General features: G+C 71.2%; 23 protein-coding genes and 1 tRNA gene. 15 read left to right on the forward strand and 9 right to left on the reverse strand.

All coding sequences use genetic code 11. From position 1 onward, the window contains the following. The 7 genes from pknB to Q1K33_RS16910 all read right to left on the reverse strand — a co-directional run. On the reverse strand, positions 1-1,011 hold a 1,011-nt coding region (pknB, locus tag Q1K33_RS16880), incomplete at its 3' end, for a Stk1 family PASTA domain-containing Ser/Thr kinase (RefSeq protein ID WP_300405899.1). 15 nt (positions 1,012-1,026) lie between these two features. Continuing rightward, on the reverse strand, positions 1,027-2,511 hold the full coding sequence (locus Q1K33_RS16885) for a serine/threonine-protein kinase (RefSeq protein ID WP_300405900.1): 1,485 nt from the start codon (positions 2,509-2,511) through the stop codon (positions 1,027-1,029). 88 nt (positions 2,512-2,599) lie between these two features. After that, on the reverse strand, positions 2,600-4,060 hold the full coding sequence (locus Q1K33_RS16890) for a penicillin-binding protein 2 (protein WP_300405901.1): 1,461 nt from the start codon (positions 4,058-4,060) through the stop codon (positions 2,600-2,602). A gap of 7 nt (positions 4,061-4,067) precedes the next feature. Then, positions 4,068-5,468: an FtsW/RodA/SpoVE family cell cycle protein gene (locus Q1K33_RS16895; protein ID WP_300405920.1), complete on the reverse strand. Its 1,401-nt coding sequence runs from the start codon at positions 5,466-5,468 to the stop codon at positions 4,068-4,070. A 16-nt stretch (positions 5,469-5,484) separates the two neighbouring features. Next, positions 5,485-6,942, reverse strand: a complete 1,458-nt coding sequence (locus Q1K33_RS16900; protein WP_300405902.1) for a protein phosphatase 2C domain-containing protein — start codon at positions 6,940-6,942, stop codon at positions 5,485-5,487. After that, positions 6,939-7,415 (reverse strand): FHA domain-containing protein, encoded by a 477-nt coding sequence (locus tag Q1K33_RS16905; protein ID WP_300405903.1) that lies wholly within the window; start codon positions 7,413-7,415, stop codon positions 6,939-6,941. Before Q1K33_RS16905 ends, Q1K33_RS16900 begins: the two co-directional genes overlap by 4 nt. Then, entirely contained in the window at positions 7,408-8,151 is a 744-nt protein-coding gene (locus Q1K33_RS16910) for a DUF3662 and FHA domain-containing protein (protein WP_300405904.1), read from the reverse strand. Before Q1K33_RS16910 ends, Q1K33_RS16905 begins: the two co-directional genes overlap by 8 nt. A gap of 280 nt (positions 8,152-8,431) precedes the next feature. Between Q1K33_RS16910 and Q1K33_RS16915 the strand changes: the two genes are divergently transcribed. From Q1K33_RS16915 to Q1K33_RS16945, 7 genes are all read left to right on the forward strand, one after another. Further along, positions 8,432-8,517 (forward strand) — tRNA-Leu (locus tag Q1K33_RS16915). Positions 8,518-8,808: 291 nt separating this feature from the next. After that, positions 8,809-9,801, forward strand: a complete 993-nt coding sequence (locus Q1K33_RS16920) for an SDR family NAD(P)-dependent oxidoreductase (RefSeq protein WP_300405905.1) — start codon at positions 8,809-8,811, stop codon at positions 9,799-9,801. A 52-nt stretch (positions 9,802-9,853) separates the two neighbouring features. Continuing rightward, positions 9,854-10,510, forward strand: a complete 657-nt coding sequence (locus Q1K33_RS16925; RefSeq protein WP_300405906.1) for a nitroreductase family protein — start codon at positions 9,854-9,856, stop codon at positions 10,508-10,510. Further along, positions 10,498-11,169, forward strand: a complete 672-nt coding sequence (locus Q1K33_RS16930; RefSeq protein ID WP_300405907.1) for a hypothetical protein — start codon at positions 10,498-10,500, stop codon at positions 11,167-11,169. Before Q1K33_RS16925 ends, Q1K33_RS16930 begins: the two co-directional genes overlap by 13 nt. 5 nt (positions 11,170-11,174) lie before the next feature. Further along, entirely contained in the window at positions 11,175-11,657 is a 483-nt protein-coding gene (locus Q1K33_RS16935; protein WP_300405908.1) for a glutathione peroxidase, read from the forward strand. Positions 11,658-11,673: 16 nt separating this feature from the next. Further along, positions 11,674-12,150 carry an SRPBCC family protein gene (locus Q1K33_RS16940; RefSeq protein ID WP_300405909.1) on the forward strand — a complete coding sequence of 159 codons (477 nt, stop codon included), beginning with the start codon at positions 11,674-11,676 and terminating at the stop codon, positions 12,148-12,150. 107 nt (positions 12,151-12,257) lie between these two features. Next, positions 12,258-13,682 (forward strand): NAD-dependent malic enzyme, encoded by a 1,425-nt coding sequence (locus Q1K33_RS16945; RefSeq protein WP_300405921.1) that lies wholly within the window; start codon positions 12,258-12,260, stop codon positions 13,680-13,682. Here Q1K33_RS16945 and Q1K33_RS16950 read toward each other — a convergent pair. Beyond that, positions 13,627-14,295: a hypothetical protein gene (locus Q1K33_RS16950; RefSeq protein ID WP_300405910.1), complete on the reverse strand. Its 669-nt coding sequence runs from the start codon at positions 14,293-14,295 to the stop codon at positions 13,627-13,629. The genes Q1K33_RS16945 and Q1K33_RS16950 overlap by 56 nt on opposite strands. 260 nt (positions 14,296-14,555) lie before the next feature. Here Q1K33_RS16950 and Q1K33_RS16955 point away from each other — a divergent pair, with 260 nt between their 5' ends. The 5 genes from Q1K33_RS16955 to Q1K33_RS16980 all read left to right on the forward strand — a co-directional run bounded on the left by Q1K33_RS16955 (position 14,556) and on the right by Q1K33_RS16980 (position 18,754). Next, the gene (locus tag Q1K33_RS16955; protein ID WP_300405911.1) at positions 14,556-14,936 is read left to right on the forward strand and encodes a hypothetical protein; all 381 of its coding nucleotides are present in this window, start codon (positions 14,556-14,558) and stop codon (positions 14,934-14,936) included. 107 nt (positions 14,937-15,043) lie between these two features. Beyond that, on the forward strand, positions 15,044-16,531 hold the full coding sequence (locus tag Q1K33_RS20780; protein ID WP_363319740.1) for a fatty acid desaturase: 1,488 nt from the start codon (positions 15,044-15,046) through the stop codon (positions 16,529-16,531). Continuing rightward, positions 16,531-16,725, forward strand: coding sequence for a ferredoxin (locus Q1K33_RS16970; RefSeq protein ID WP_300405912.1), 195 nt, complete (start codon positions 16,531-16,533; stop codon positions 16,723-16,725). The genes Q1K33_RS20780 and Q1K33_RS16970 overlap by 1 nt, the downstream gene beginning before the upstream one ends. A 44-nt stretch (positions 16,726-16,769) precedes the next feature. Further along, positions 16,770-17,363 (forward strand): TetR family transcriptional regulator, encoded by a 594-nt coding sequence (locus tag Q1K33_RS16975; protein ID WP_300405913.1) that lies wholly within the window; start codon positions 16,770-16,772, stop codon positions 17,361-17,363. A gap of 134 nt (positions 17,364-17,497) precedes the next feature. Continuing rightward, on the forward strand, positions 17,498-18,754 hold the full coding sequence (locus tag Q1K33_RS16980) for a M15 family metallopeptidase (protein WP_300405915.1): 1,257 nt from the start codon (positions 17,498-17,500) through the stop codon (positions 18,752-18,754). Between the two features lie 28 nt (positions 18,755-18,782). Here the strand turns inward: Q1K33_RS16980 and Q1K33_RS16985 are convergent, their stop codons facing one another. Further along, positions 18,783-19,622, reverse strand: coding sequence for an alpha/beta hydrolase fold domain-containing protein (locus Q1K33_RS16985; RefSeq protein WP_300405916.1), 840 nt, complete (start codon positions 19,620-19,622; stop codon positions 18,783-18,785). 175 nt (positions 19,623-19,797) lie between these two features. Here Q1K33_RS16985 and Q1K33_RS16990 point away from each other — a divergent pair, with 175 nt between their 5' ends. The 3 genes from Q1K33_RS16990 (at position 19,798) to Q1K33_RS17000 (ending at position 22,853) form a co-directional block, all read left to right on the forward strand. After that, positions 19,798-20,763, forward strand: coding sequence for an NADPH:quinone oxidoreductase family protein (locus Q1K33_RS16990; RefSeq protein ID WP_300405917.1), 966 nt, complete (start codon positions 19,798-19,800; stop codon positions 20,761-20,763). Positions 20,764-20,949: 186 nt separating this feature from the next. Beyond that, on the forward strand, positions 20,950-22,212 hold the full coding sequence (locus Q1K33_RS16995; RefSeq protein ID WP_300405918.1) for a hypothetical protein: 1,263 nt from the start codon (positions 20,950-20,952) through the stop codon (positions 22,210-22,212). Further along, the gene (locus Q1K33_RS17000) at positions 22,209-22,853 is read left to right on the forward strand and encodes a class F sortase (protein ID WP_300405919.1); all 645 of its coding nucleotides are present in this window, start codon (positions 22,209-22,211) and stop codon (positions 22,851-22,853) included. The genes Q1K33_RS16995 and Q1K33_RS17000 overlap by 4 nt, the downstream gene beginning before the upstream one ends. The last annotated feature ends 418 nt before the right edge of the window (positions 22,854-23,271 follow it).

Below are 23,271 nucleotides of genomic sequence, written 5' to 3' on the forward strand. Positions count from 1 at the left end.
GCGGGGGGGCGGCTCGTCATCGACCGAGGGCAGTACGGCGGGCTCAGGGCGCCGCGGGGACGTCGCGGCCGCGGCGGCGGCGGCGGGAACCGCGGCTGCGGCAGCACCGGCCGGTGCCGCCGGCACCGGAGGCACGGCCTCCACCGGACGCCCGGCGAGGTAGTGCTCGATGTCGGTGCGCATGGCGCCGGCCGACTGGTAGCGGTCCTCGAGACGCTTGGCCAACGCCTTCATCACGATGGCATCGATCGCCGGCGGCAGGTCGGTGTCGTGGTCGGACGGGGGATCGGCCTGCTCACGGACGTGCTGGTAGGCCACGGCCACGGGGCTGTCGCCGACGAAGGGCGGGCGCCCGGTGAGCAGCTCGTAGAGCAGGCACCCGGCGGAGTAGACGTCGGAGCGGGAGTCGACGGTCTCGCCGCGCGCCTGCTCGGGCGAGAGGTACTGCGCCGTACCGACGACCGCTGCTGTCTGGGTCATCGAGTTCGCGGCGTCGCTGATGGCGCGCGCGATCCCGAAGTCCATCACCTTCACGTCGCCGGTCGGGGTGAGCATCACGTTGCCCGGCTTGATGTCGCGGTGGATGATGCCCGCGCGGTGGCTGTAGTCGAGGGCGGACAGCACGCCGCTGGTGATCTCGAGCGCCCGCTCGGGCAGGATCTTGCGGCCTTCGCGCAGGATGTCGCGCAGCGTGCGCCCGGCGACGTACTCCATCACGATGTAGGGCTGGGCGACACCGGAACCGTCCTCGGCCGGCTCCTCTCCCGTGTCGTAGACGGCCACGATCGCCGGGTGGTTGAGCGAGGCCGACGACTGGGCCTCGCGACGGAACCGCGCCTGGAAGGTCGCGTCGCTGGCCAGGTCGGTGCGCAGTCGCTTGACCGCGACGATGCGGCCGAGCCGCGAGTCGGTGCCCTTGCGGACCTCGGCCATGCCACCGCGGCCCAGCAGCTCGCCGAGCTCGTAGCGCCCGCCCACGAGGGTGGGGCCTGGTGCTCCTGCGTCGTTCATTCGTCTCGCTCTTCCTCAGGGGTTGGGCAGCAACGGCGTGGGCGTCGGCGTCGGCGTGGGAGTCGGCGTGGGGGTCGGCGTGGGCGTGGGCGTGGCCTCGGGAGCGTCGCCGTAGTAGGTGACCAGGATCAGCTCGTTGGGATCCACCTCGCCGTTGGGGTTCAGCGCGGTGACCTGACCGTCGAGATCGGGGTTGTCGTTGGCCTGCTCGTTGGGCTCGACCCGCAGTCCGAGTCCGCGCAGGTCGGCCTCGACCTGGGTGAAGTCGCGACCGACGTACTCGCCCTCGTTGAGCGCGATCGACGGCTCCGGCTCCGGGTCCGTCGGCTCCGGGGTGGGCTCGGTGGTGGCCTCGGTGGTGGGCTCCGTCGAGGCCGGCGTGGAGTCGAGCACGTCGCCGGCAGCGGGGTCGTCGTCGTCCCCCCCGGTCAGCAGCAGCGTCAGCACGATGGCCAGGGCGACCAGCAGCACGACCGCGGCGACGATCGGCCCGGCGACGCTGCGCGACGGCTGCGCGGCGGTGGACGTGGTCGACGTCGTGGGGGGCACCGGGACGGGGGCGTCGGCCATCGGTGTGGCCGGCATGACCTGGGTGCGGGGCTCCTCGGGCACGGGCGCGACGGCAGGTACGACGCGGGGCGGGCGCGGCACCACGGCGGTGCCGGGGTCGCGCAGGGCCGCTGCCATGGCGGCACCGTCGGCGTACCGCTCGCCGGGATCCTTGGACAGCGCGGTGCGCACCACCGAGGCGAGGTCCTTCGGCACGCCGGCGGGCAGGTCCGGGACGGGCTCGCGGATGTGCGCCAGGGCCGTGGCCACCGGGGACTCGGCGTCGAAGGGGCGACGACCGGCCAGGCACTCGAAGGTGACCACCCCGAGGGAGTACACGTCGGAGGCGATCGTGGCGGGCTTGCCCTCGGCCTGCTCGGGGGAGAGGTACTGGGGCGTGCCCATCACCGCGCCGGTGCGGGTGATCTGCGCGCCGTCGGCGGCCCGGGCGATGCCGAAGTCGGTGACCTTGACCTTGCCCTCCGGCGTGACGATGAGGTTGGCCGGCTTCACGTCGCGGTGGATGATGCCCGCGCGGTGCGCGGCCCCGAGGGCGTCGCCCACCTGGGCCATCAGGTCGCGCACGGCGCCGGGGTCGAGGTCCCGGCCCTGCGAGAGGAGCGTCGACAGGGGCTCGCCGTCGACCAGCTCCATCACCAGGAACGGGCGCGGCTGCCCGCCGGCCTCCGAGGCAGCGCGCTCCCCGACGTCGAAGACCGCGGCGATGCCCGGGTGGTGCAGCGCGGCGGCGTGCCGGGCCTCGGTCTCGAAGCGGGAGCGGAAGACCGGGTCCTCGGCGATGTCGTCCTTGAGGACCTTCACCGCGACCTCGCGCTCCAGCATCGTGTCGGTGGCGCGCCAGACCTGACCCATCCCGCCGGTCGCGATGCGCGAGTCCAGGCGGTAGCGGTGGGCGTCGTCGGCGAAGCGTGCTTCAGGGGTCTGGGTCATCGCCTGCTCCTCTCCCGGGACGCGCGGGTCCCATGGGTCGTGGTGCGGTGTGCCTCGGTGTCTGCTGCGTGCGACTCGGTGGGTGGCCTCACGAGATGATCGCCTCCATCACGGCCTTGGCGATCGGCCCGCCGAGACGGCCGCCGGCGATCTCCTGCCCGGGCGCCTCCTCGATCATCACCGCGACCGCCACCCGGGAGTCGGTCGCGGGGGCGAAGGAGACGAACCACGCGTACGGCGGCTCGCCGGGGACTCCGCGCTGGGCGGTGCCGGTCTTGCCGGCGACGGCCACGTTGGGGATCGCGGCCGGCGAGGCCGTGCCGTCGTCGACCGTGGAGACCATCAGCTCGGTCAGCACGTCCGCGGCCTGAGGGTCGACGGCCTCGCTGAGCTCCTCGGGGTCGGCGGTCTCGGCGTCGTAGTCGGGCGACTGCACCTCGGAGACGACGTAGGGGCGCATCACGACCCCGTCGTTGGCGATCGAGGCCGCCACCATCGCCATCTGCAGCGGGGTCGCCTGCACCTCGAACTGCCCGAAGCCGGTCTGCCCCAGCTGCGGCGGGTTGACCTGCGAGGGGTAGACCGAGCGGGCCTGCCCGGGGAAGTCCTCGAGGTAGTCGGCGTTGAAGCCGAACTTCTCGGCCTGCTCGAGCATCTTCTCCGCGCCGACCTCGATCGCCAGCTGGGCGAACGTGGTGTTGCAGGACTGCTCCATCGCCTGACGGAAGGTGATCTCGTCGGTGCCGCAGGCGCGACCCTCGTTGTCGACCACCCCGGAGTCGCCGCTGGTCTGCGGCAGCTGGAAGGTCGCACCCCCCGGCACCAGGGAGTCGGCGCTGTCGTACTTGCCGGACTCGAGCGCGGCCGCGGCGGTGACGAGCTTGAACGTCGATCCCGGCGCGATCCGGGTCTGGACCGCCCGGTTGAGCAGCGGGTCGCCCGGGTCGTCGAGCAGGTCGGCGTAGGTGTCGTCGACGGCTCCGAAGTCGTGGGAGGCGAGGTCGTTGGGGTCGAAGGTCGGCAGCGACACCATCGCCAGCACCTTGCCGGTGCTCGGCTCGAGAGCCACCACGGAGCCCTCGACGCCGTCGCCGAGCGCCGAGAGGCCCTCGTAGGCGGCGCGCTGGGCCTTGGCGTCGATGGTCAGCTCGACGCTGCCGCCGCTCTGCTGCTCGTTGCTGACCAGGTCGACGAGGTTGCGCACGAAGAAGCGCGGGTCCTCGCCGGAGAGCACGGAGTTCTGCGCGGACTCCAGCCCGGTGGCATTGCCGAAGGTGAAGTAGCCGGTCAACGGCGCGTACATCAACGGCGCGGGGTAACGGCGCTGGAACTCGTAGCGGTCGTCGGAGGGCACGCTCTCGGCCACGGGGGTGCGGCCGACCAGGATGGCGCCGCGCTCGCTGGAGTAGGACGCCTGCTGCACCCGCTGGTTGCGCGGGTCGTCGTCCAGCGCGCCCGCGCGCCAGAACTGGAGGTAGGTCGCGTTGATCATCAGTGCCAGGAACAGCGCCAGGCAGAAGAGCGAGACCGTGCGGATGGGCCGGTTCATGGGACGCTCACAGCTTGATCACCTGCGTGGACTCGTCGTCGCTCTCCTCCTCGTCGGCCGACAGGTCCGGGACGGGACGGCGGGCCTGGTCGGAGATGCGCAGGAGCAGCGCGATGATCACCCAGTTGGCGACCAGCGACGAGCCGCCGTAGGACAGGAAGGGTGTGGTCAGGCCGGTCAGCGGGATCAGGCGGGTGACGCCGCCGATGACGACGAAGACCTGCACCGCGAAGATGCTGGCCAGGCCGGTGGCCATCAGCTTGCCGAAGGAGTCACGCGAGATGAGCGCCACGCGCAGGGCGCGCTCGACGATGAGTCCGTAGCAGAGCAGCACCGCGATCACCGCGGTCAGCCCGAGCTCCTCACCGATGGCGGCCATGATGAAGTCGCTCTCGGCGTAGGTGACCCGGGTCGGGTCGCCCTCCCCGAAGCCGCGGCCGATCAGGCCGCCCCAGCCGAAGCCGAACTGGGCCTCGACGATCTGGTCGGAGAACGGCGGCTGCGCGTTGCGGTAGTACTCGAAGGGGTGCAGCCAGATGTCGACGCGGTCCTGGACGTGGCCCAGCGTCTTCCAGGCGGCGAGCGCGCCACCGAGGAACAGGGTCCCGCCGACCACGATCCAGCCGGGCCGCTCGGTGGCGACGTAGAGCATCACGAGGAAGAGGCCGAAGAAGAGCAGGCTGGAGCCGAGGTCGCGCTGGAAGACCAGGATCCCCAGGCTGACCAGCCACATCGCCAGGATCGGACCGAGGTCGCGACCACGGGGCAGGTCGACGAACAGCAGTCGGCGCCCGGCCAGGGCCAGGGCGTCGCGGTGCAGCACCAGGTACCCGGCGAAGGCGACGACGAGCATCACCTTGGCGACCTCTCCGGGCTGGAAGCTCAGGCCGCCGAGCTGGATCCAGATCCGCGCCCCGTTGATCGGCTCGAAGAACGGCAGCAGCGGGAGCATCAGCAGGATGATCGCGCCGAAGCCGATCGTGTAGGTGAAGCGCGCGAGCACGCGGTGGTCGCGCAGCACCACCAGGGCGGCCACGAAGAGGACGACACCGAGGGTCATCCAGACCAGCTGCTGCTGGGCGAAGCTGGTCTCGCGTCCGCGCGCTGCGTAGCCGAGGTCGATGCGGTGGATGACGGCCAGGCCGAGGCCGTTGAGCGTGGCCACGAGCGGCAGCAGGACCGGGTCGGCGTACGGCGCCACCAACCGGATCACGATGTGGGCGGCCACGATCAGCGCGGCCAGCCAGCCGCCGTACCCGATGATGTCGGCCGGCACCTTGCCCTCGACGCCCACGCCGACCGCGGCGTACCCGCCGACGCCGACCGCGAGGGCCAGGACGAGCAGGAAGAGCTCCGCGCCACGCCGGCGGCGGTGCACGAAGCCCATGAGGGTCGAGCTGGTGGTCATCAGGCTCACGGCTCGATCACCCGGAGCCCTCGTCGGGGGCGACCCGGTTGGCCGCGATCTCCTCCACCTTGTCGCGCCCGTCGGCGAGGTCGTCGACCTCGATGGTGGCCTCCACCTGGCCGCGGTCGAAGTCGGAGAGCTGGTCGAGCATCACGTCGGTGACCACCACCGGCTCGGAGAGGTCGAAGCCGGGCAACGAGGCGTCGATGCCCCGGAAGATCACGACCCGGTTGTCCTGCTCGCCGACGAAGTACTGCGTCTGGGCCCACGACCAGGCGGCGGTGGCCCCGATCCACACGACGCCGACGACCACGGCCAGGACCAGGACGCGGCGCAGCCATGCGAACCGCTCGGGGGCGCGGGGTGCGTAGCGGGCGGTCTCGGGGTCCACCGGCTGCAGCGGGTCGCTGGGGATGGCGAACGGCAGGTGGTCGGGGATCTCGGCGTCGATCGGCTCGAGCTCGCCGGTGTCACCGGAGCGGTGCCCGCGGAAGAGCGCACGGGGGAGCCGGCGCTTGAGCTCGGCCGCGGCGCCGACCAGGAGCGGCTCGAGCTCGGCGTACGTCGGGTCCGCGGCGGCCTGCTCGGCGCTCAGCACGTCGGCGACGATGCAGGTGACGTTGTCCGAGCTGCCCGCCTCGAGGCTGGCGCGGACCAGCTCGACGGCGGCGAAGTCCGGGCTGCCCATCGAGAGGATGTCGGCCAGGCGCCCGTCGTCGAGCACGCCGCACGCGCCGTCGCTGCACAGGAACAGCCGGTCGCCGGAGGTGAGCTGGAGCGCGAACAGGTCGGGCTCGGCCTCGTGGATGCCGTCGAGGGCCTTGAGGATCAGGTTGCGGTGGGGGTGGACCCGCGCCTCCGCCTCGGTGATCCGGCCCTCGTCGATTAGGCTCTGCACGAACGTGTGGTCGGTGGTGAGCTGGGAGATCTCGCCGTCGCGGAACAGGTAGGCGCGGCTGTCGCCGACGTGGCCGATGCCGACCCGGTGGCCGTCGAAGAGCGCGACCGTCGCGGTGGTGCTGGTGCCGTTGATGGCGGGGTCGTCGTCGACGAGGCGTCCGATCTGGGCGTGCGCGTCGTGCAGGGCCTCGGTGACCCGGTCCAGCAGCGGCGGGCTGTCGGCAGGTGGGGGAGCGAGGTCGAGGCTGCGCAGCTCGGAGACGGCGGTGCTCGAGGCGATGTCGCCGCGTGCGGCTCCGCCGACGCCGTCGCAGACCGTGAGCAGCCAGGGGCCGGCGTAACCCGAGTCCTGGTTGTCCTTGCGGACCCGACCGACGTCGGAGATGGCCGAGTAGAGCAGCCGCAGACCGGGCTCGGCCGCCTCGGAGTTCGGGGCGGTGGAGCCGGCGGTCTCGACCGTGGGGAGCTCGCCCGTCGCCGGGTCGGTCGCCGGGTCGGCTCCCGGACCGTCCTCCGGACCTGCCACCGGAGGACGTGAGCCGGTGTCGCCCGGATCGGGGTCGGTCCCGCTCACTTCTTCAGCTCCAGGATCGTCTTGCCGATCCGCACCTGGGTGCCGATCGCGATCGTGGTGGGCTGGGTGATCCGGACGCTGCCGATGTAGGTGCCGTTGGTGGAGCCGAGGTCCTCGACGAACCACTGGTCGCCCGAGGCCGCGATCCGGGCGTGCCGGGTGGAGGCGTAGTCGTCCTCGAGGCGGATGGCCGCGTCGGTGCCGCGACCGATCAGGATCGGCGCCTGGGCCAGCGACGCGGTGGCACCCGCGCTGCTGCCCTGGGTGACCGCCACGTGGGTGGGCGAGCCGCGTCGCTTGGACGGCTTGGGCTGCTTGGGCGGGCGCGGTGCGCCGGCGCCCTGGCCTCGCGCGGCCTCCGGCACCCGGGCACCGAACATGTCGGAGCGGATCACCGAGATCGCCGAAAGGACGAAGATCCACAGGATCGCGAGGAACGCGACGCGGATCAGGAAGAGGGTCAGCTCAGACATCGGCCCACCCCGGCGTGTCGGTGTCCTGCATGGTCTCCACGATCCGCACCGTCAGCGTGGTGTTGCCGACCTTGACCGCCGAGCCGTCGCGCAGGGTCGCACGCGGGACCTTGCGCTCGTCGATCCGGATGCCGTTGGTCGACCCGAGGTCGTGGACCTCGATCAGGGGGTCCTGACCCTCGCGGCCCAGGGTGATGAGGAACTCGGCGTGCCGCCGGCTGATGCCCGGGTCGTTGATCCGGATGTCGGCATCGGTGCCGCGCCCCACCACGAGTCCGGGCGGTTGGAGCGGGTGCTGGCTGCCGTTGACCTCCAGCAGCGCGTGCGCACGCCGTACCTGCGTGTGGGTGGCGGTGCCGGTGACCTTGGCCTGCGCCTGGCTGCGGATCCGGAAGCGACCCGTGGTCAGGTCGTCGGCCGACTCGAAGTCGATGTGGATCGGCCCCGGGAAGACGTAGGCCTGCCCGTCGGCGTGCTTCTTCAGCGTGTCGGAGAGCTCGCGCGCCAGGGTGGAGTCGTACGGCGCCAGTCGCTCCAGGTCGGTGCCGGACAGTTCCACGTGGAACGCGTTGGGCACCAGGCGCCGGTCGCGCGAGAGGATCTGGGCGTTGTTGTCGAGCTCACGCTCGAGCGCCGCAGCGATCTCGACCGGCTGCACGGCGCTGCGGAAGGTGCGGGCAAAGGCGCCGGAGATCATCGACTCGAGTCGTTGCTCGAAGCGCTGCAGGCCTCCCATCCGCACTCCTCCTCTCGTCGCTCTGCTCGGTCCGCCTCGGTCGTGCCCGTCCCCGTGGGCCGGGCATGCCGAGTGCCGGTCGGTGGACCGGACGTAGCGACGATCGTAGCCACCCGGCCGGGACGATCCCCGCACCATCACCACCCGGACGTCGAGAGGATCGGCACAGGTCGGCGCGCGTCGTCGACCCGACGGTGACCGCGATCCCGGCCCGCTGCCGTGGACGGGGTGCCGGTTTGGGGATGCTCGCGTGGCGCGATACCTTAGCCCGGCTCACTTTGCGCGAGTGGCGGAACGGCAGACGCGCTGGCTTCAGGTGCCAGTGTCCGAAAGGGCGTGGGGGTTCAAATCCCCCCTCGCGCACCAGCAGCACGACAGGCTCGACCTCGACGCGCGGACCACCAGGTCCGCGCGTTGCTCCGTTTTCCCGCAAGTTTGGGGGAGGGGCTGCGGTGTCGTCATCCATGCGTCTAACCTGTTCGAAGCCGCCCCCCGCTCGACCGTGGGGGGAGAGCGGGGGCCGGTCCTAACCTCCGGGCGGCTGAGTCTCGGCGTCACCCCTCCCCCACGATGCGTTCGCGTGCCTGCCGCACGACGAGTTCGGCACCGCCCCCTTCGGGTGAGTGTCCCGCCCACCAGCCGCCCTAGGCTCGACGCATGTCTGCGACCGCACCGTCCCTCCTGCAGCGCGCGCTCGACACCGCTCTCGACCGCTCCATGGTCCTCGGCTACACGAAGATCGGACCCGCCGTACGGCGACGCTGGTGGGCGCCCGACGCCCAGGCCGGCAGCCTGGCGGGCGAGCACGTGGTGGTCACCGGTGCGACGTCCGGCATCGGGACGGCGATGGTGGAGTCGTTCCTCGACCTCGGGGCCACCGTGCACGTCCTGGGCCGCAACGCGACCAAGGTCGCCGACCTCGTGGCCGACCTGCGTCGCCGACGGCCCACGGCAGAGCTGGTCGAGGAGGTCTGCGACGTGGGCGACCTGGACGCCGTACGCGCCTGGACCGACGACCTCACGTCCAGGGTCGAGGACCTGCACGCGATCGTCCACAACGCCGGGGTGATGCTCCCCGAGCGCACCGAGTCGCCACAGGGCCACGAGATGGCCCTGGCGGTCCACGTGCTCGGCCCGCACCTGATGACCGAGCGGTTGCTGCCCGCTCTCGGCGCAGGCGGTGGCGGGACGGTCGTGATCATGTCCTCGGGCGGGATGTACTCCGCCGGGCTCCGCTCGACCCCTGACGAGATCGAGTACCGCGACGGCGAGTACGACGGGGTCCGCGGCTACGCCCGCACCAAGCGGATGCAGGTGGTGCTGGCCGACGCCTGGAGCCGACGCCTGCGCGGGGGCCGGGTCGCGGTGGAGAGCACCCACCCGGGCTGGGCCGCGACGCCCGGGGTGAGCGACAGCCTGCCGGGCTTCGACAAGGTGATGGGTCCGCTGCTGCGCACGCCCGCCTCGGGCGCGGACACGGCGGTGTGGCTGGTCGCCACCCGCCCCGACTCGTCCGGCACCCATCATTTCTGGCACGACCGGGCGACCCGACCCACGACGTACCCGTTCCAGCGCCGGCAGGAGCCGGACGCCGAGCGGGCCTTCCTCGACTACGTCGCCGGTGCCACGGACTCCGTCTGGCCGCACTGACAGGGGTCCCGTCTCCCCGCGACGCCTGGGCGCGCTTGTCCATACTGGGCAGATGTCCGCCGACGAGCAGCACGCACCGAGGCCGGAGGCTGAGACTCTCGCCGAGCCGTTGCGCTCCCGGTGGAGCCCGAGCGTCTTCGATCCCCACCACGAGCTGAGCAGCGCCGACATCGAGGTGCTGCTGCGCGCGGCGCAGTGGGCACCGAGCGCGGGCAACAGCCAGCCCTGGCGCTACCTCGTCGCCCCGCGCGGCTCCGCCGCTCACGACCTGTTGGTGCCGACCCTGACCCGGGGCAACGCGGGCTGGGTGCCTCGGGCGTCCCTCGTGCTGCTCGCCGGGGTGCAGGTCGCTGCTGATCCCGAGGGCCGGGACGGAAGCGGGCCCAAGAGCGTCGACCACGCACGCCACGACCTCGGCCAGGCCTCGGCCCACATCACGCTGCAGGCCAGGGCGATGGGGCTGCACACCCATCAGTTCGCCGGCTTCGACCGCCAGGCCGCGGCATCGGTGCTCGGGGTGCCGTCGTACGTCGAGCTGATGACGGGCATCGCCATCGGCGTCCCCCTCGCCGAGTCCGCGGACGAGGGGCTCGCCGCGGGGGATGGCCTGATCGGATCCGACCGGGCCCGCGAGCGCCGTGGCCGGGAGCGCCGCCCGCTCACCGAGATCGCCTTCGGCGGGCGGTGGGGTGAGCCGTGGACGAGCTGATGCCGCGCCGACGCCGCGTCTCGCCCTGGGTGGTCGTGGCGCTGGCGGTGCTGATCAACCTGCCGGTCGCCTCCAGCACCTACCTCGACTGGCGACTGTCCCGCTCGGGCATCGACGTCGAGGCCGTCCTCGTGAACAGCCAGGCTGACGGCGACGGGGGCGACGGGTACGCCCTGGCGTTCCGCTTCGACGAGGAGGTCGACCCGGAGCAGACCGTCTGGACGGCACCGGTCAGCGAGGACGCCTTCGACCGGGCCGTGCAGACCGAGGTGGTGCGGGTCCGGGTGCTGCCCGATCGCGCGTCCGCCTACGAGGTGCAGGGAGAGATCGGCAGCAGCCTCGGCTGGCTCGTGACCGGGTTCGCGGACGTGTGCCTGCTGGGGATGGTGCTGCTGCTCCGCCGGGGTGGGCGGGAGCGACTCCTGCAGCTGGTCGCGGTCGAGGACGTCCAGCGGCACCTGCCGGGGGCCGGTCCGCGCACCGGCTTCGAGGACCTCGGGGCGGAGACCTACCTGGTGATCGGCGAGGTCTCCCACATCGAGGACGGTGCGGTGATCGTCGACACCGGCGAGCGACGAGTCCGCGTCCAGCTGGGTCCCTACGACAACAAGGTGGGGTACCAGCAACCCGGCCGGGTGACGGCTCGCCTGTCAGACTGACGCCCATGACCTCACTCCAGGACTTCAGCGCGACCAGTCTCGACGGCCAGGAGGTCGATCTCTCGGCGTACGCCGGCCAGGTCGTCCTCGTCGTCAACACCGCCTCGCAGTGTGGCTTCACGCCGCAGTACCAGGGCCTGCAGGAGCTGTTCACGCAGTACCAGGACCAGGGGTTCACCGTCATCGGCTTCCCCTGCGACCAGTTCGGCAACCAGGAGCCCGGCGACTCGGCCGAGATCGGCGCGTTCTGCGAGAAGAACTACGGCGTCACCTTCCCGATGATGAGCAAGGTCGAGGTCAACGGCGACAACGCCCACCCCGTCTACCAGTGGCTGCGCCAGGAGAAGGGCGGGATGCTCGGCTCCAAGATCAAGTGGAACTTCACCAAGTACCTCGTCGGCAAGGACGGCCAGGTCATCGACCGCTACGCCCCGACGACCAAGCCGGAGAAGATCGCCGGCGACGTCGAGAAGGCCCTCCGGGCCTGAGCCCGAGGACCACGACATGACTGCGTTCTCCGCCACCACGACCGCCGAGGCGGTCGTCCCGGTCGAGCGGGCACGGGTGTGGGACGTCCTGGTCGACCCCGACCTGGTCGCCCGCTTCACGCCGTTCGTCTCCTCGATCTCCGCCGAGGACGAGCACTGGATCTGGACCCTCTCCGGCCTCAAGGTCCTGGGCAAGGGGTTCTCGGCGACCTTCACCGAGCGGATGACGCTCGAGGAGGGCAAGCGGATCGAGTTCACCCACGACCCGCCCCCGGGCGCGAAGGAGCGGGCCGGGGTGCACGGCTGGTACGCGCTGTCCGACCACGACGGCCCCGAGGGAGGCGTGCTCCTGGAGACCAGCCTGGAGATCTGCGTCGACCTGCCGCTGCCCAAGCTGTCAGGAGGTGCCGTGCGCTCGACCATGAAGGGTGTGATGACCCAGATGGGCGACCGGTTCTCGAAGAACCTGCTCGACCACCTGGGCGTGGGCTGACACCCCGGCCCCGGCACGACCCTGGCCGCTACTTGCTCGTAACCCCGTGCCAGGAGCAGGGTGAGCCGGTGTCCCGCAAAGCAACGGCCTCGTCGTACTCGATCACCATGCGCCTGCACACGGCGCCCGACCATGCGGTCGTCGGGGCGGTGGCGACCGCGATCGCCGCGGCCGGCGGGATCGTCACCGCGATCGACGTCGCCGAGTCGAGCAACGCTCGCCTGGTCCTCGACGTCACGTGCTCGGCCGGGGACGCCGAGCACGCCGACCTGCTGGTGTCCGCAGCCGACGAGGTCGAGGGCATCGAGGTCTACAAGGTCAGTGACCGGACGTTCCTGCTGCACATCGGCGGGAAGATCTCGGTCTCCTCGAAGGTCCCGCTCAAGAACCGCGACGACCTCTCGATGGCCTACACCCCGGGCGTGGGCCGGGTCAGTCAGGCGCTGGCCGACAACCCCGAGGACATCCCGCGGCTGACCATCAAGGGCAACTCCGTCGCCGTGGTCACCGACGGATCAGCCGTCCTGGGGCTGGGCAACATCGGCCCGGGGGCCGCGCTTCCCGTGATGGAGGGCAAGGCCGCGCTGTTCAAGCGGTTCGCCGACATCGATGCCTGGCCCATCTGCCTGGCCTCGCAGGACACCGACGAGATCGTGCGCGCCGTGGAGATGATCGCCCCCGGCTTCGGCGGCATCAACCTCGAGGACATCGCCGCCCCCCGCTGCTTCGAGATCGAGCGCCGCCTGCGCGCGAGCCTGGACATCCCGGTCTTCCACGACGACCAGCACGGTACGGCGATCGTGGTGCTCGCCGCGCTCACCAACGCCCTGCGGGTGGTGGGCAAGGACCTGGCGCGGGCCCGGGTGGTCGTGGCCGGCGGCGGGGCCGCCGGCACCGCCATCGTCACGCTGCTCCTGGCGGCCGGGGTCACCGACGTCGTGGTCTGGGACCGCGAAGGCTGCTTGGCCGCTGGCATGGCCGGCCTCTCTGACGCCAAGGCCGAGCTCGCGAAGGCGACCAACCCGCGCGGCGTCACCGGTGACCTGCGCGCCGGGCTCGACGGGGCCGACGTCTTCGTCGGCGTCAGCGCCCCGGGAGTGCTGCAAGCCGAGTGGATCCAGGAGATGGCCGAGCGGGCGGTGGTCTTCGCCCTGGCCAACCCCGACCCCGAGGTCGACCCGGGCGAGGCCGGCAAGTACGCCGCCGTCGTGGCCAGCGGACGCTCGGACTATCCCAACCAGATCAACAACGTGCTCGCCTTCCCGGGAGTCTTCCGTGGCCTCCTGGACGCCCGCGCCCACGAGGTCTCGGTCGACATGCTGCTGCGCGCGGCCGCAGCGATCGCGCACGTCGTCAAGGACGAGGAGCTCAACTCGAGCTTCATCATCCCGACGGTCTTCCACCCCGACGTGCCGGGAGCCGTGGCAGCGGCCATCCGGGAGGGGACCACCCAGGACGGTGCGGTGGACGGGGCCGCTAGCCGTCCTGTCGGTTCCCCTGCGCAGGACTCTCCGGAGGCTGGATCCGCATGAAGCGCTCGGGCCTGAACCTCACCAGGTCCTCCAGCACGGTGTCGCGCAGCCGCTCGTTGACCGCCCGGATGCTGACCGCGAACGGGTAGGCAGTGAAGGCGACCGTGAGCTCGTAGGTGCCGTCCTTGCGTGGTGCCGGGTCCCGGTAGAGGACGCGGGTCCCGCCGCCGGTGCGTTCGGGCCGGATCCCGTCGTAGCGGTTCCTGAAGTAGTTCAGTCCCCGCTCGAGGTCGGAGCGCTCGCTGTAGTTGACCTGGGCCTTGGTGCCCGAGATCCGCTGGCGACAGGTGTACTCCAGCGGACGCGGGTTGCCGTTGTCCGGGTAGACGACCGGCTTGCACGCCGCTGCGTTGGGCTTGAACGACGGGAAGGCCCAGCGGAGCCCGGGCACACCCGTGGGAGTGGGGCACTCGTCGGCCGCCTCGACGACGTCGTTCCAGCAGGTCACGATCGGCGCGGGGGCCGGAGCCGGCTGGACCTCGGCCCAGAGCATCTGCGCGCCCACGGTCCCGCTGTAGCCCAGTCCGAGGATCAGGGGGACCAGCACGATCGGCGCGCGCCAGCGCAGCAGGGTCGCCCAGAACCCGCGGCGGACGCGGTCGGGCTCGGTCATGGATCGGCGCTCTCCGTGGTCGAACTGGGCAGCACCCATTGTGGCGGCAAGGTCCCCTGCGGGGGCGGATTCGGCTCACCTGATGGGAAGAGTGTCGTCACGCTGGCGGCGTGAGCGGAGCCGGGATTGTGGAGCCGTGTGACAGGAGTGACGACTCGACGCGCCGCTTCCGCCCGAAAAGGTAAAGATTTGACCAAGAAATCCAACTTCGTACCCGATCTGATGAGGCGTATGCGGAGAAAACCATGCAAACTCGGGACATGTCCTACGGAGTGATCGCCTCGAAGTCGGCCAACGTCATGGTCGAGACCACCTCAGGGGTGGGTGGATCTGACAGCGATCTGGTTCTCGACCGCTTCCAGAGCATCTGGGGAGCAGCCTGGGTGCCGGGTCGACTGACGATCACCCGCCTGCACGTCAACTTCATCCCCAGCCGCGCCGGGCGCGGCATGGCGATGATGGACCTCAACCTGCGTGACATCGAGCAGGTGGAGCTCGCCGGTGGGCGAGTCTCGAAGGTGATGGGTCTGCGGACCACCACCCACGTCGTGCACGTGCGCTCCCTGGGCGCCTCGGGACTGGCGACCGAGGTCGCCCAGCTCGCCGAGGCTGCCAAGAAGCTGCCCCTGCGTCGGCGCTGACCCTCCTCCGACCGGGAAGCGAAGGCAGGTTTACAAACTCTCTTCTCTTGTCAAAGGGGTTTACACCTTCTATGGTCTTGTAAACCCAGACGAGAGGCAGGGAGTCGATGGCGACCACACCCGCATCCGAAGAGATCCCGAACAGCACCGTTCCCGAGGGCTCGGCAGAGCGGTGGAAGGACTCCAAGCGCTACCTCTGGCTGATCGGGCTGATCGTCCCGTCGCTGGCCTTCGTCGCCTTCGGCATGTGGGCCGCGACCGGTTGGGGCGTCTGGTTCTGGATCGGACCGATCGTCGTGCTCGGCGCGGTGCCGCTGCTCGACCTGGTCGCTGGCCTGGACCGGTCCAACCCCCCGGACGACGCCATCGAGGCGCTCGAGGCCGACAGGTACTACCGATGGATCACCTACCTGTTCCTCCCCATCCAGTACGCCGGCTTCATCGCCGCGATGTACGTCATCGCCAACGGCGCTCCGTTCGGGCCCGGCGACCTCTCCCTGGCGGCGAAGATCGGTCTGGCCCTGACCATCGGCACCATCGGCGGGATCGGGATCAACACCGCTCACGAGCTCGGGCACAAGCGCGAGGCCAACGAGCGCTGGCTCTCCAAGATCGCGCTGGCCCAGAGCTTCTACGGCCACTTCTACATCGAGCACAACCGCGGCCATCACGTGCGAGTCGCCACCCCCGAGGACCCAGCCAGCTCGCGGCTCGGTGAGTCGTTCTACGCCTTCTGGCCGCGCACCGTCCTCGGCTCGCTGAAGAGCGCGTGGCGAGTGGAGAAGAAGCGCTACGCCCGCAAGCAGCAGCACCCCTTCCGCCCCGGCAACGACGTCCTCAACGCGTGGGTGATGTCGGCGGTGCTCTTCGGTGCCCTGGTGATCTGGCTGGGTCCGGCGATCCTGCCCTACCTGGTGCTCCAGGCGGTGGTGGGCTTCTCGCTGCTCGAGGTCGTCAACTACATGGAGCACTACGGGATGCTGCGCCAGAAGGTCGGCAACGGCACGCGTCAGCGTTACGAGCGCGTGGATCCCTCGCACTCGTGGAACTCCAACAACATCGCCACCAACGTGCTGCTCTACCACCTGCAGCGCCACAGCGACCACCACGCCAACCCCACGCGTCGCTACCAGACCCTGCGCGACTTCGAGGAGTCCCCGGTCCTGCCCACGGGCTACGCCGGGATGATCGTGCTCTCCCTGTTCCCGCCGCTCTACCGACGCGTCATGGACAAGCGCGTGCTCGCGCACTTCGACGGAGACGTCACGCGCGCCAACATCCAGCCCGGCCAGCGCGAGAAGTACCTGGCCCGCTACCCCCGCCCGGACCACGTCGTGGCCGCCGAGCGTCAGGCCGAGGAGGACGCAGCCGACGCAGCTGCCGCCGAGGTCGCCGCGCACGCCGAGGTGATGGCCGCTCGCTGCCCCGGCTGCGGCTACACCTACGAGGTCGAGGTCGGCAACGAGCTCGAGGGCTTCGCCGCCGGCACCGCCTGGTCGGAGATCCCCGACGACTGGTGCTGCCCCGACTGCGGGGTGCGCGAGAAGGTCGACTTCGTGGCCCTGGACCCTTCGGCCAGGCAGGCGAGCGCCTGATGCCGAGGATCTTGGTCGATCGTGACACCTGCGAGGGCCTGGGCATGTGCGAGGCGATGGCCAGTGACTTCTTCGAGCTCGACGACGACGAGGTCATGCACGTCCTCGACGAGCACCCCGAGGAGTCCCGGCGCGCCCACGTCAACGCCGCGGTGCAGGCCTGCCCGGTGCTCGCCCTCACCCTCGCGGACTGAGGACGGCTGAAGGGGGTGTGGGGGTGACCCCTAGTCTCGTCACCATGGGCGAGACGGCCGCCGTACGGCGTGCGAGCGGGGGATCGACGACCCGGGACCGTGTCGTCGACGCCGCGGTGCTGCTCACCGGGAGCGTGGGCTGGTCGCAGGTGACCATGGCCAAGCTCGCCGAGGTCGTCGGGGTCAGTCGGCAGACGGTCTACAACGAGATCGGCACCAAGCCGCGCCTCGCCGAGGCGATGATCCAACGGGAGCTCGAACGCTTCCTGGTCGTGGTCTCGGCCGCCTTCGACGCCCACCCGGACGACCTCGTGGCCGCGATCGAGTCGGCGTCCCGCTCCGTCCTCGAGCACGCCCAGGACAACCCGCTGCTGCACGCGGTCGTCTCGGCGACGCACGGCGCCGACACCGAGCTGCTGCCGCTGCTGACCACCCATGCCGAGTCGCTGCTGGTGGCCGCCAAAGGGGTCATCGCCGATCGTCTGGCTCCCTACGGGGTCTCCGTGGGGCCCCAGCGCCTCGACGCCGCGATCGACGCGGTGGTTCGCGTGGTGCTGTCCCACGTGATGCAGCCCAGTGCCGCGCCGGCGCAGACGGCGGAGTCCATCGCCTGGATCGCGGGGCGCGTCCTGACCTGACGCGGTCGGTGCCGGGCGGCATGGGGCCGATCCGGGCATCCCGGTTGGCTCGGACGACTACCCTTCCACCAGGGACGGGCCACCGCTGACGAGCGTCGGCCGACAGGCACCGGTGAGGGCAAGGCAGGGACGCAATGACGCGTGCGCGCTGGACGACGACGGCGGCAGTGACCGCCGTGCTCGTCGCGGCGGCGTGTGCCCCCTCGAGCACCGACACGGCCGCGGACCGCGAGCCCACGAGCAAGGCGTCCCCCGAGGTCGGCTCGGCGGCGGCACCCGACGTCGACCCGGGCGGGAGCGTGACGGCGGTGCCCGAGCCGCCCGGGGTCGCCATCGACCCGGCGTACGCCGTGAGGGCACCCGGTCCGCGCCGGGGTGCGATCGTGCCGGCCGACATCCTGCTGCAGGACACCGAGCCCCTCAGCGACGAGGTGGTGCGAGGCGTGCGTGACCTCGACGGAGTGCTGGACGCTCTCCCGCTCTCGGTGAGCCAGGTCGTGCTGGAGAACAGGATCTACACCATTGCCGCGGTGGACGCGGCACAGTACCGGCGCTTCACCGTGAAGGACTCGGCAGACCTGCAGGCGCAGTGGGACCGGGTGGCCGCGGGCGAGGTCGCTGCCAGCGACACGTTGCGCAAGAAGCTGCCCCTCGACGACGACGAGTTCCTCTCCCTGGAACTGAACCCGGCGGTGCCTCGCCTGCACGTCGGGGCGTGGGCGCCCCAGGTCGAGGGGATCGACCTCGTGGTCAACACGTCGGTGGGCGAGGCGCTCGGCATGCCGAAGGACAACGCGCTGGTCATCTCCTCGGGTCAGACGTCGCCGCAGACCCTGCGCGCACCGCTGGCCAGGCTGGTGGGCGAGGAGATCTCGGTGCAGAACCTCGACGTCGTCTCCACCCTCGGCCTCGACCCGGACGCCTTCCAGACGGCCGTGCTGTTCGGGTCCTTCGCCGACGCCGTCGGCGTCTTCAACTACACGCCGATCGGCGGTGGCCGGATCGCCCCCGACCCGGCCTGGGTCAGCAGCCACATCACCACCGAGGTCGTCCCGATCCTCGGCTCGGTCACCTGCAACAAGGCGATCATGCCGCAGCTCAAGGCTGCGCTCGCCGAGGTCGTGTCCCAGGGACTGGAGTCCGAGATCAACGCCGGGGAGTACGCCGGCTGCTACTACCCGCGCTTCATCGCGGGCAGCACGACCCTGTCCAACCACTCGTTCGGCCTCGCCCTGGACCTCAACGTCCCGGGCAACCAGCGCGGCACCGTCGGCGAGATGGACCGCGACGTCGTGGCGATCTTCAAGTACTGGGGCTTCGGGTGGGGCGGCGACTGGCGCTACACCGACCCGATGCACTTCGAGCTCAACCAGATCAAGCGGCCCGGCTGACCGCGAGGCGACACCATCACCGACGAGGTCAGCCGCTGGTGAGGGCCCCGCGCACGTGCTCGGCGACCATCGCCATGGTCGTGCGTGCCCGCACGGGGTCCTCGGTCAGGAAGTAGTGGTCGGCGTGCGGGGTCAGGTCATGAAGCACCTCGATGCCGGCCTCGCGCAGTCGCCGGGCGTAGGCGTCGCCGTCGGGGCGCAGGGTGTCACGCTCGGCGGTCATCACGATCGCGGGCGGCAACCCGGTCAGGTCGTCGGCGAGCACAGGTGAGGCGTACGGCTCCGCTCGGGTCGCCGGATCCGGGAAGTAGACGCGCCGCACCAGGGCCCGCAGCGACGGCGAGACCATCCCGGCCCCGCTGGGGAGGTCGGAGGCGAGGTCGAGGGCGGGCACACCGAGCACCTGGAGTCGCGGGGTGAACGAGTCGGCGTCCCGAGCCTGGAGGCAGACCGAGGCCGCCAGTCCGCCGCCGCTCGAGAAGCCACCCACGACCACGGGCGCCTCGGTAGCGACCGCGGCCGCGACGTCGTGGCACTGGTGCTGCGCGACCGGGTACGCGACGTACGGCCCGGTGCGGAAGTCGACGTTGACCACCCGCACGCCGGCCGTGGCCGCGACGTAGCGGCACCACCAGTCGTCCATCTGCGGGTAGCGCATCAGCCACGCGCCGCCGTGGAAGTGGACGTACGCCGGGGCCGTGCGCTCGCCGTACTCGTGGATCGTGACGCGGCCGTGCCGCGTGGGGACCCGGCGCCTGGTGGGCCGCGGGAGGTCGGTGCCGGCGAAGCGCAGGTCGTCGCCGTAGCGCACGGTGAAGCGGGCCGAGGCGTGCATGGCCATGGCGCTGAACCGGTCACTGATCTTCATGGGAGAGGTTCGGAGCGCCACCGGGTTCGGACGGTGCTCCGCGGGTGATCCTGGGGGTGGCCGGCGTCGCCGCCCCCGTGGTCACCACCGGCCTGGCCGCTGGGCAGCCCGCCCTGGCCCGGCTGTGCCGTGCACCCGTGCCGGGTCACCGGGGCGGCCTACTAGATTGCACGGCATGCGCGCTGCCCAGATCCAGACTCTGACCGGACCCGCCGACATCGCTGTGGCCGAGGTCCCCGAGCCGACCCCCGGCCCCGACGACGTCCTGATCGACGTGCACTGCGTCGGGGTCTCCTTCCCCGACCTGCTGCTGAGCAGGGGCGAGTACCAGCTGAAGCCCGACCTCCCGTTCTCCCCGGGCGTCGACGTGTCCGGCACGGTCATCAGCGGGCCCGGGTTCACGCCCGGGCAGCGGGTCGCCGGCGTCAGTGCGTACGGCGGCGCCGCGGAGCAGGCGGTCGTCCCGGCGATGTTCACCTTCGCCCTCCCGGAGCTCGTCAGCTTCGAGGAGGGTGCCGCTCTGCCGATGAACTACCTGACCGCGGAGTTCGCCCTGCACGAGCGCGGCAACCTCACCTCGAGCGAGACCGTGCTCGTCCATGGTGCGGCCGGTGGTCTGGGGACCGCCACGATCCAGGTCGCCAAGGGCATGGGTGCCCGGGTCATCGGCGTGGTCAGCACCGAGGAGAAGGCCGAGGTCGCCCGAGCGGCCGGCGCCGACGAAGCGATCCTGCTGGACGGTTTCAAGGACCGGGTCAAGGAGCTCACGGGCGGTCACGGGGTGGACGTCGTGGCCGACATCGTCGGCGGCGCCGCGTTCACCGACTCGCTGCGGATCCTCGGGACCCAGGGCCGGCTGCTGGTGCTCGGCTTCGCCTCGGGTGAAGGCATCCCGGAGGTGAAGGTCAACAGGTTGCTGCTCAACAACGTGGACGTCCGCGGCGTGGGCTGGGGGGCCTACGCGATGGCGCGACCGGGGTACATGCAGGCGCAGTGGGCGCGCCTGGTCCCGATGATGACGGCCGGGGCGGTGAAGCCGCCGATCGGTGCGCGCTACGACCTCGCCGACTTCGGCCGAGCCCTGGTCGACATGGACGAGCGGCGCACGCTCGGCAAGTCGGTCGTGCGCGTGCGCGACTGACGGCACTGGTGGGCGCGATGTCAGTCCTGACCTGTCCCAATGTGGTTTGGGTCACGTGATCACCTGCTGAGCGAGGGGTGGCTCGCGGGGCCGAGTGTGAAGTAGCCTCGCTCACACTCGGTAGGCACGCCCCCTCTGTGCCGCCTCGCTCCCGACCCCCCGGCCGAGTGTTGGAAGGAACCCACCATGAAATCCCGTCTGCTCCGATCTGGCGCCCTCGCGGCAGCCGCCGGACTCGCACTGCTTCCCGCAGTCGCTCAGTCCGCCGACTCCGTCGTGGCGAGCGCCGACGCGACGGCCCTCGAGCTCTCCATCGCCGGCAACGGCTTCGACTCCGGCACCACCACGGCCACCAACAACGGCAACAAGCAGACGAAGACCGGCGAGGTTCAGCCGCCGATCTCGGTGCTGAAGAACCAGGACCTGCTCAACGTGGGCGCCCTGGTGCAGGACGCCGAGACGGCCGTGACCAACCGCAAGGGCTCCTCGGAGGCCTGCTCGGGCGTGGCCGGCAACGGCGCGGGCGTCGGCTCGGTCGGCGACTCCAACTGCATCACCCCCGGTGACCCGGTCGGCATCTCGATCGCCAACCTCGACCTCACCGGTGCCGTCGTCATCGACCCGGCCTCGGCCCTGAGCCCGCTCGCGGCGCTCAACCCGATCCTGAGCCAGATCCTGACTCCGCTCACCTCGACGATCAGCGACGCTCTCGCTCCGCTCGGCGCCACCGGGCTCGGCGGCTCGCTCGGTGCCGTGGAGTCGCGCTGCAGCGCCGACCTCGCCGGTGCCTCCGGCACCGCCAACATCGTCGACACCACGCTCGGCCTCGACGTCGCCGGCACCAGCATCGACCTGGTCCAGCTGCCGGTGAACCCGCCGCCGAACACCAAGGTGCTCACCGACCTCGACGCCGTGCTCAACGCCGTCATCGACGGGCTCCGTGTCGACCTCGAGAACACTCTCGACGGCCTGGCGGCGCCGCTCACCGCGATCATCGACCCGATCCAGGACCAGGTCGTCAACCTGCTGATCGCCCAGATCGCTCCGCAGCTCGCGCCGCTCGAGGACAACATCCTCGACATCACGCTCAACAAGCAGACCACGTCCAACGGTGGCAAGGCCATCGAGGTCACCGCGATCAGCCTCAAGCTGCTGCCGGCCGCCTCGGCCTTCGGCTTCGACTCCTTGGTCGGTGCCGAGATCGCCACGGTCTCCTGCGGCCCCAGCGCTCGGGTCGCCCCGTCGCCCTCGCCGACCCCGTCGCCGACGCCGACCCCGGACCCGGACCCGTCGCCGACCCCCGAGGTCCCCACCGTGGTTGACGCCGGAGCCTTCGGGCCGGTCAGCTCCGACGGAGGCCCGGGTAGCCCGCTGCTGTGGGGCCTCGTCGGCGTCACGCTCGCCAGCGGTGCCGGTGCTGTGGCAGGACGGCGTCTGCTGCGCCGATGAGTCGCGGCACTCGGGGCCTGAGTCTCTTCGACGTCGAGCACACGCGCAGGGGGATCGCCGCCGTTCTGGTGGTCCTCCTCGCGGCGCTCGTCCTGGCCATCCTGGATGGCCCGGAGAGCCAGGCCCTCCCGTCTGCCCGAGGCGGTGGCGACTCGGCCGCCGCGTCCTCGGGCGGCGGAGCCGCCCCGGCCCGGGGCGGTACCGACGCCCTGATCGTGCCGACGATCGGCCTCAACTCGCCGATGATCGACATCGACCTCGACCCCGACGGCGTCCTCACCCCGCCCGCTGACTACACCGAGGTCGGCTACTGGGCCAACAGCGCCGCCCCCGGCGCGGGCTCGGGCCAGACGGTGGTCACCGGACACACCGTCCACACCGGCGGTGGCGTGATGAACCGCCTCGCCGACGTGGCCGACGGTGACCCGCTGCAGATCCGGTACGACGGCAGCCTCGTCGACTACCGGGTGCGCAAGGTGATCACCCTGACCAAGGCTCAGGTCGCCGCGAAGGCGCCCGGACTCTTCGGCCAGGACCGACGCAACGGTCGGCTGGTCCTGGTGACCTGCACCGACTGGGACGGCGCGGAGTACCAGTCCAACGTCATCGTCTTCGCTGATCGGTACGACGCCGCGGCCTGAGGCGACGGGGTCCTTGGGGTCCCTGTCGCCTTGGTGGGACCGCCAGCGAGCAGGTCCTTCGGGGTTGGTCCGAGTGGTTGCGGTGGGTGGGGCCGCGCGCGTAGCCGACCTGCTCCCGCCGTCAAGGATCGCCTGCGGCGCCCGCTTCGCGGCGGCCTGCGGCCGTCCTTGACTGCGGGACCCGGTAGGTCGGCTGGTACGGCGCACGGGGCGGAGCCCCCTCGCTGGCGCTCGGTGGCGCCGCCCGCGCAAGCGCGGCCCCACCAGTCCCACGAGTCACATGGCCTCGTCGAGTGGTCAAGAACGACACGAAAACCGGCCGGAAACCTGCAGTCTTCGCCCAACCGATGAGGCGATGTGAAGGGTGTGACGGGTGTGGCGCCCGCGCATGCGGCGGCGCGAGCTTGCTCGTGCCGTC

The sequence above is a fragment of the Nocardioides sp. genome (assembly GCF_029937575.1).
Lineage (GTDB): Bacteria > Actinomycetota > Actinomycetes > Propionibacteriales > Nocardioidaceae > Nocardioides.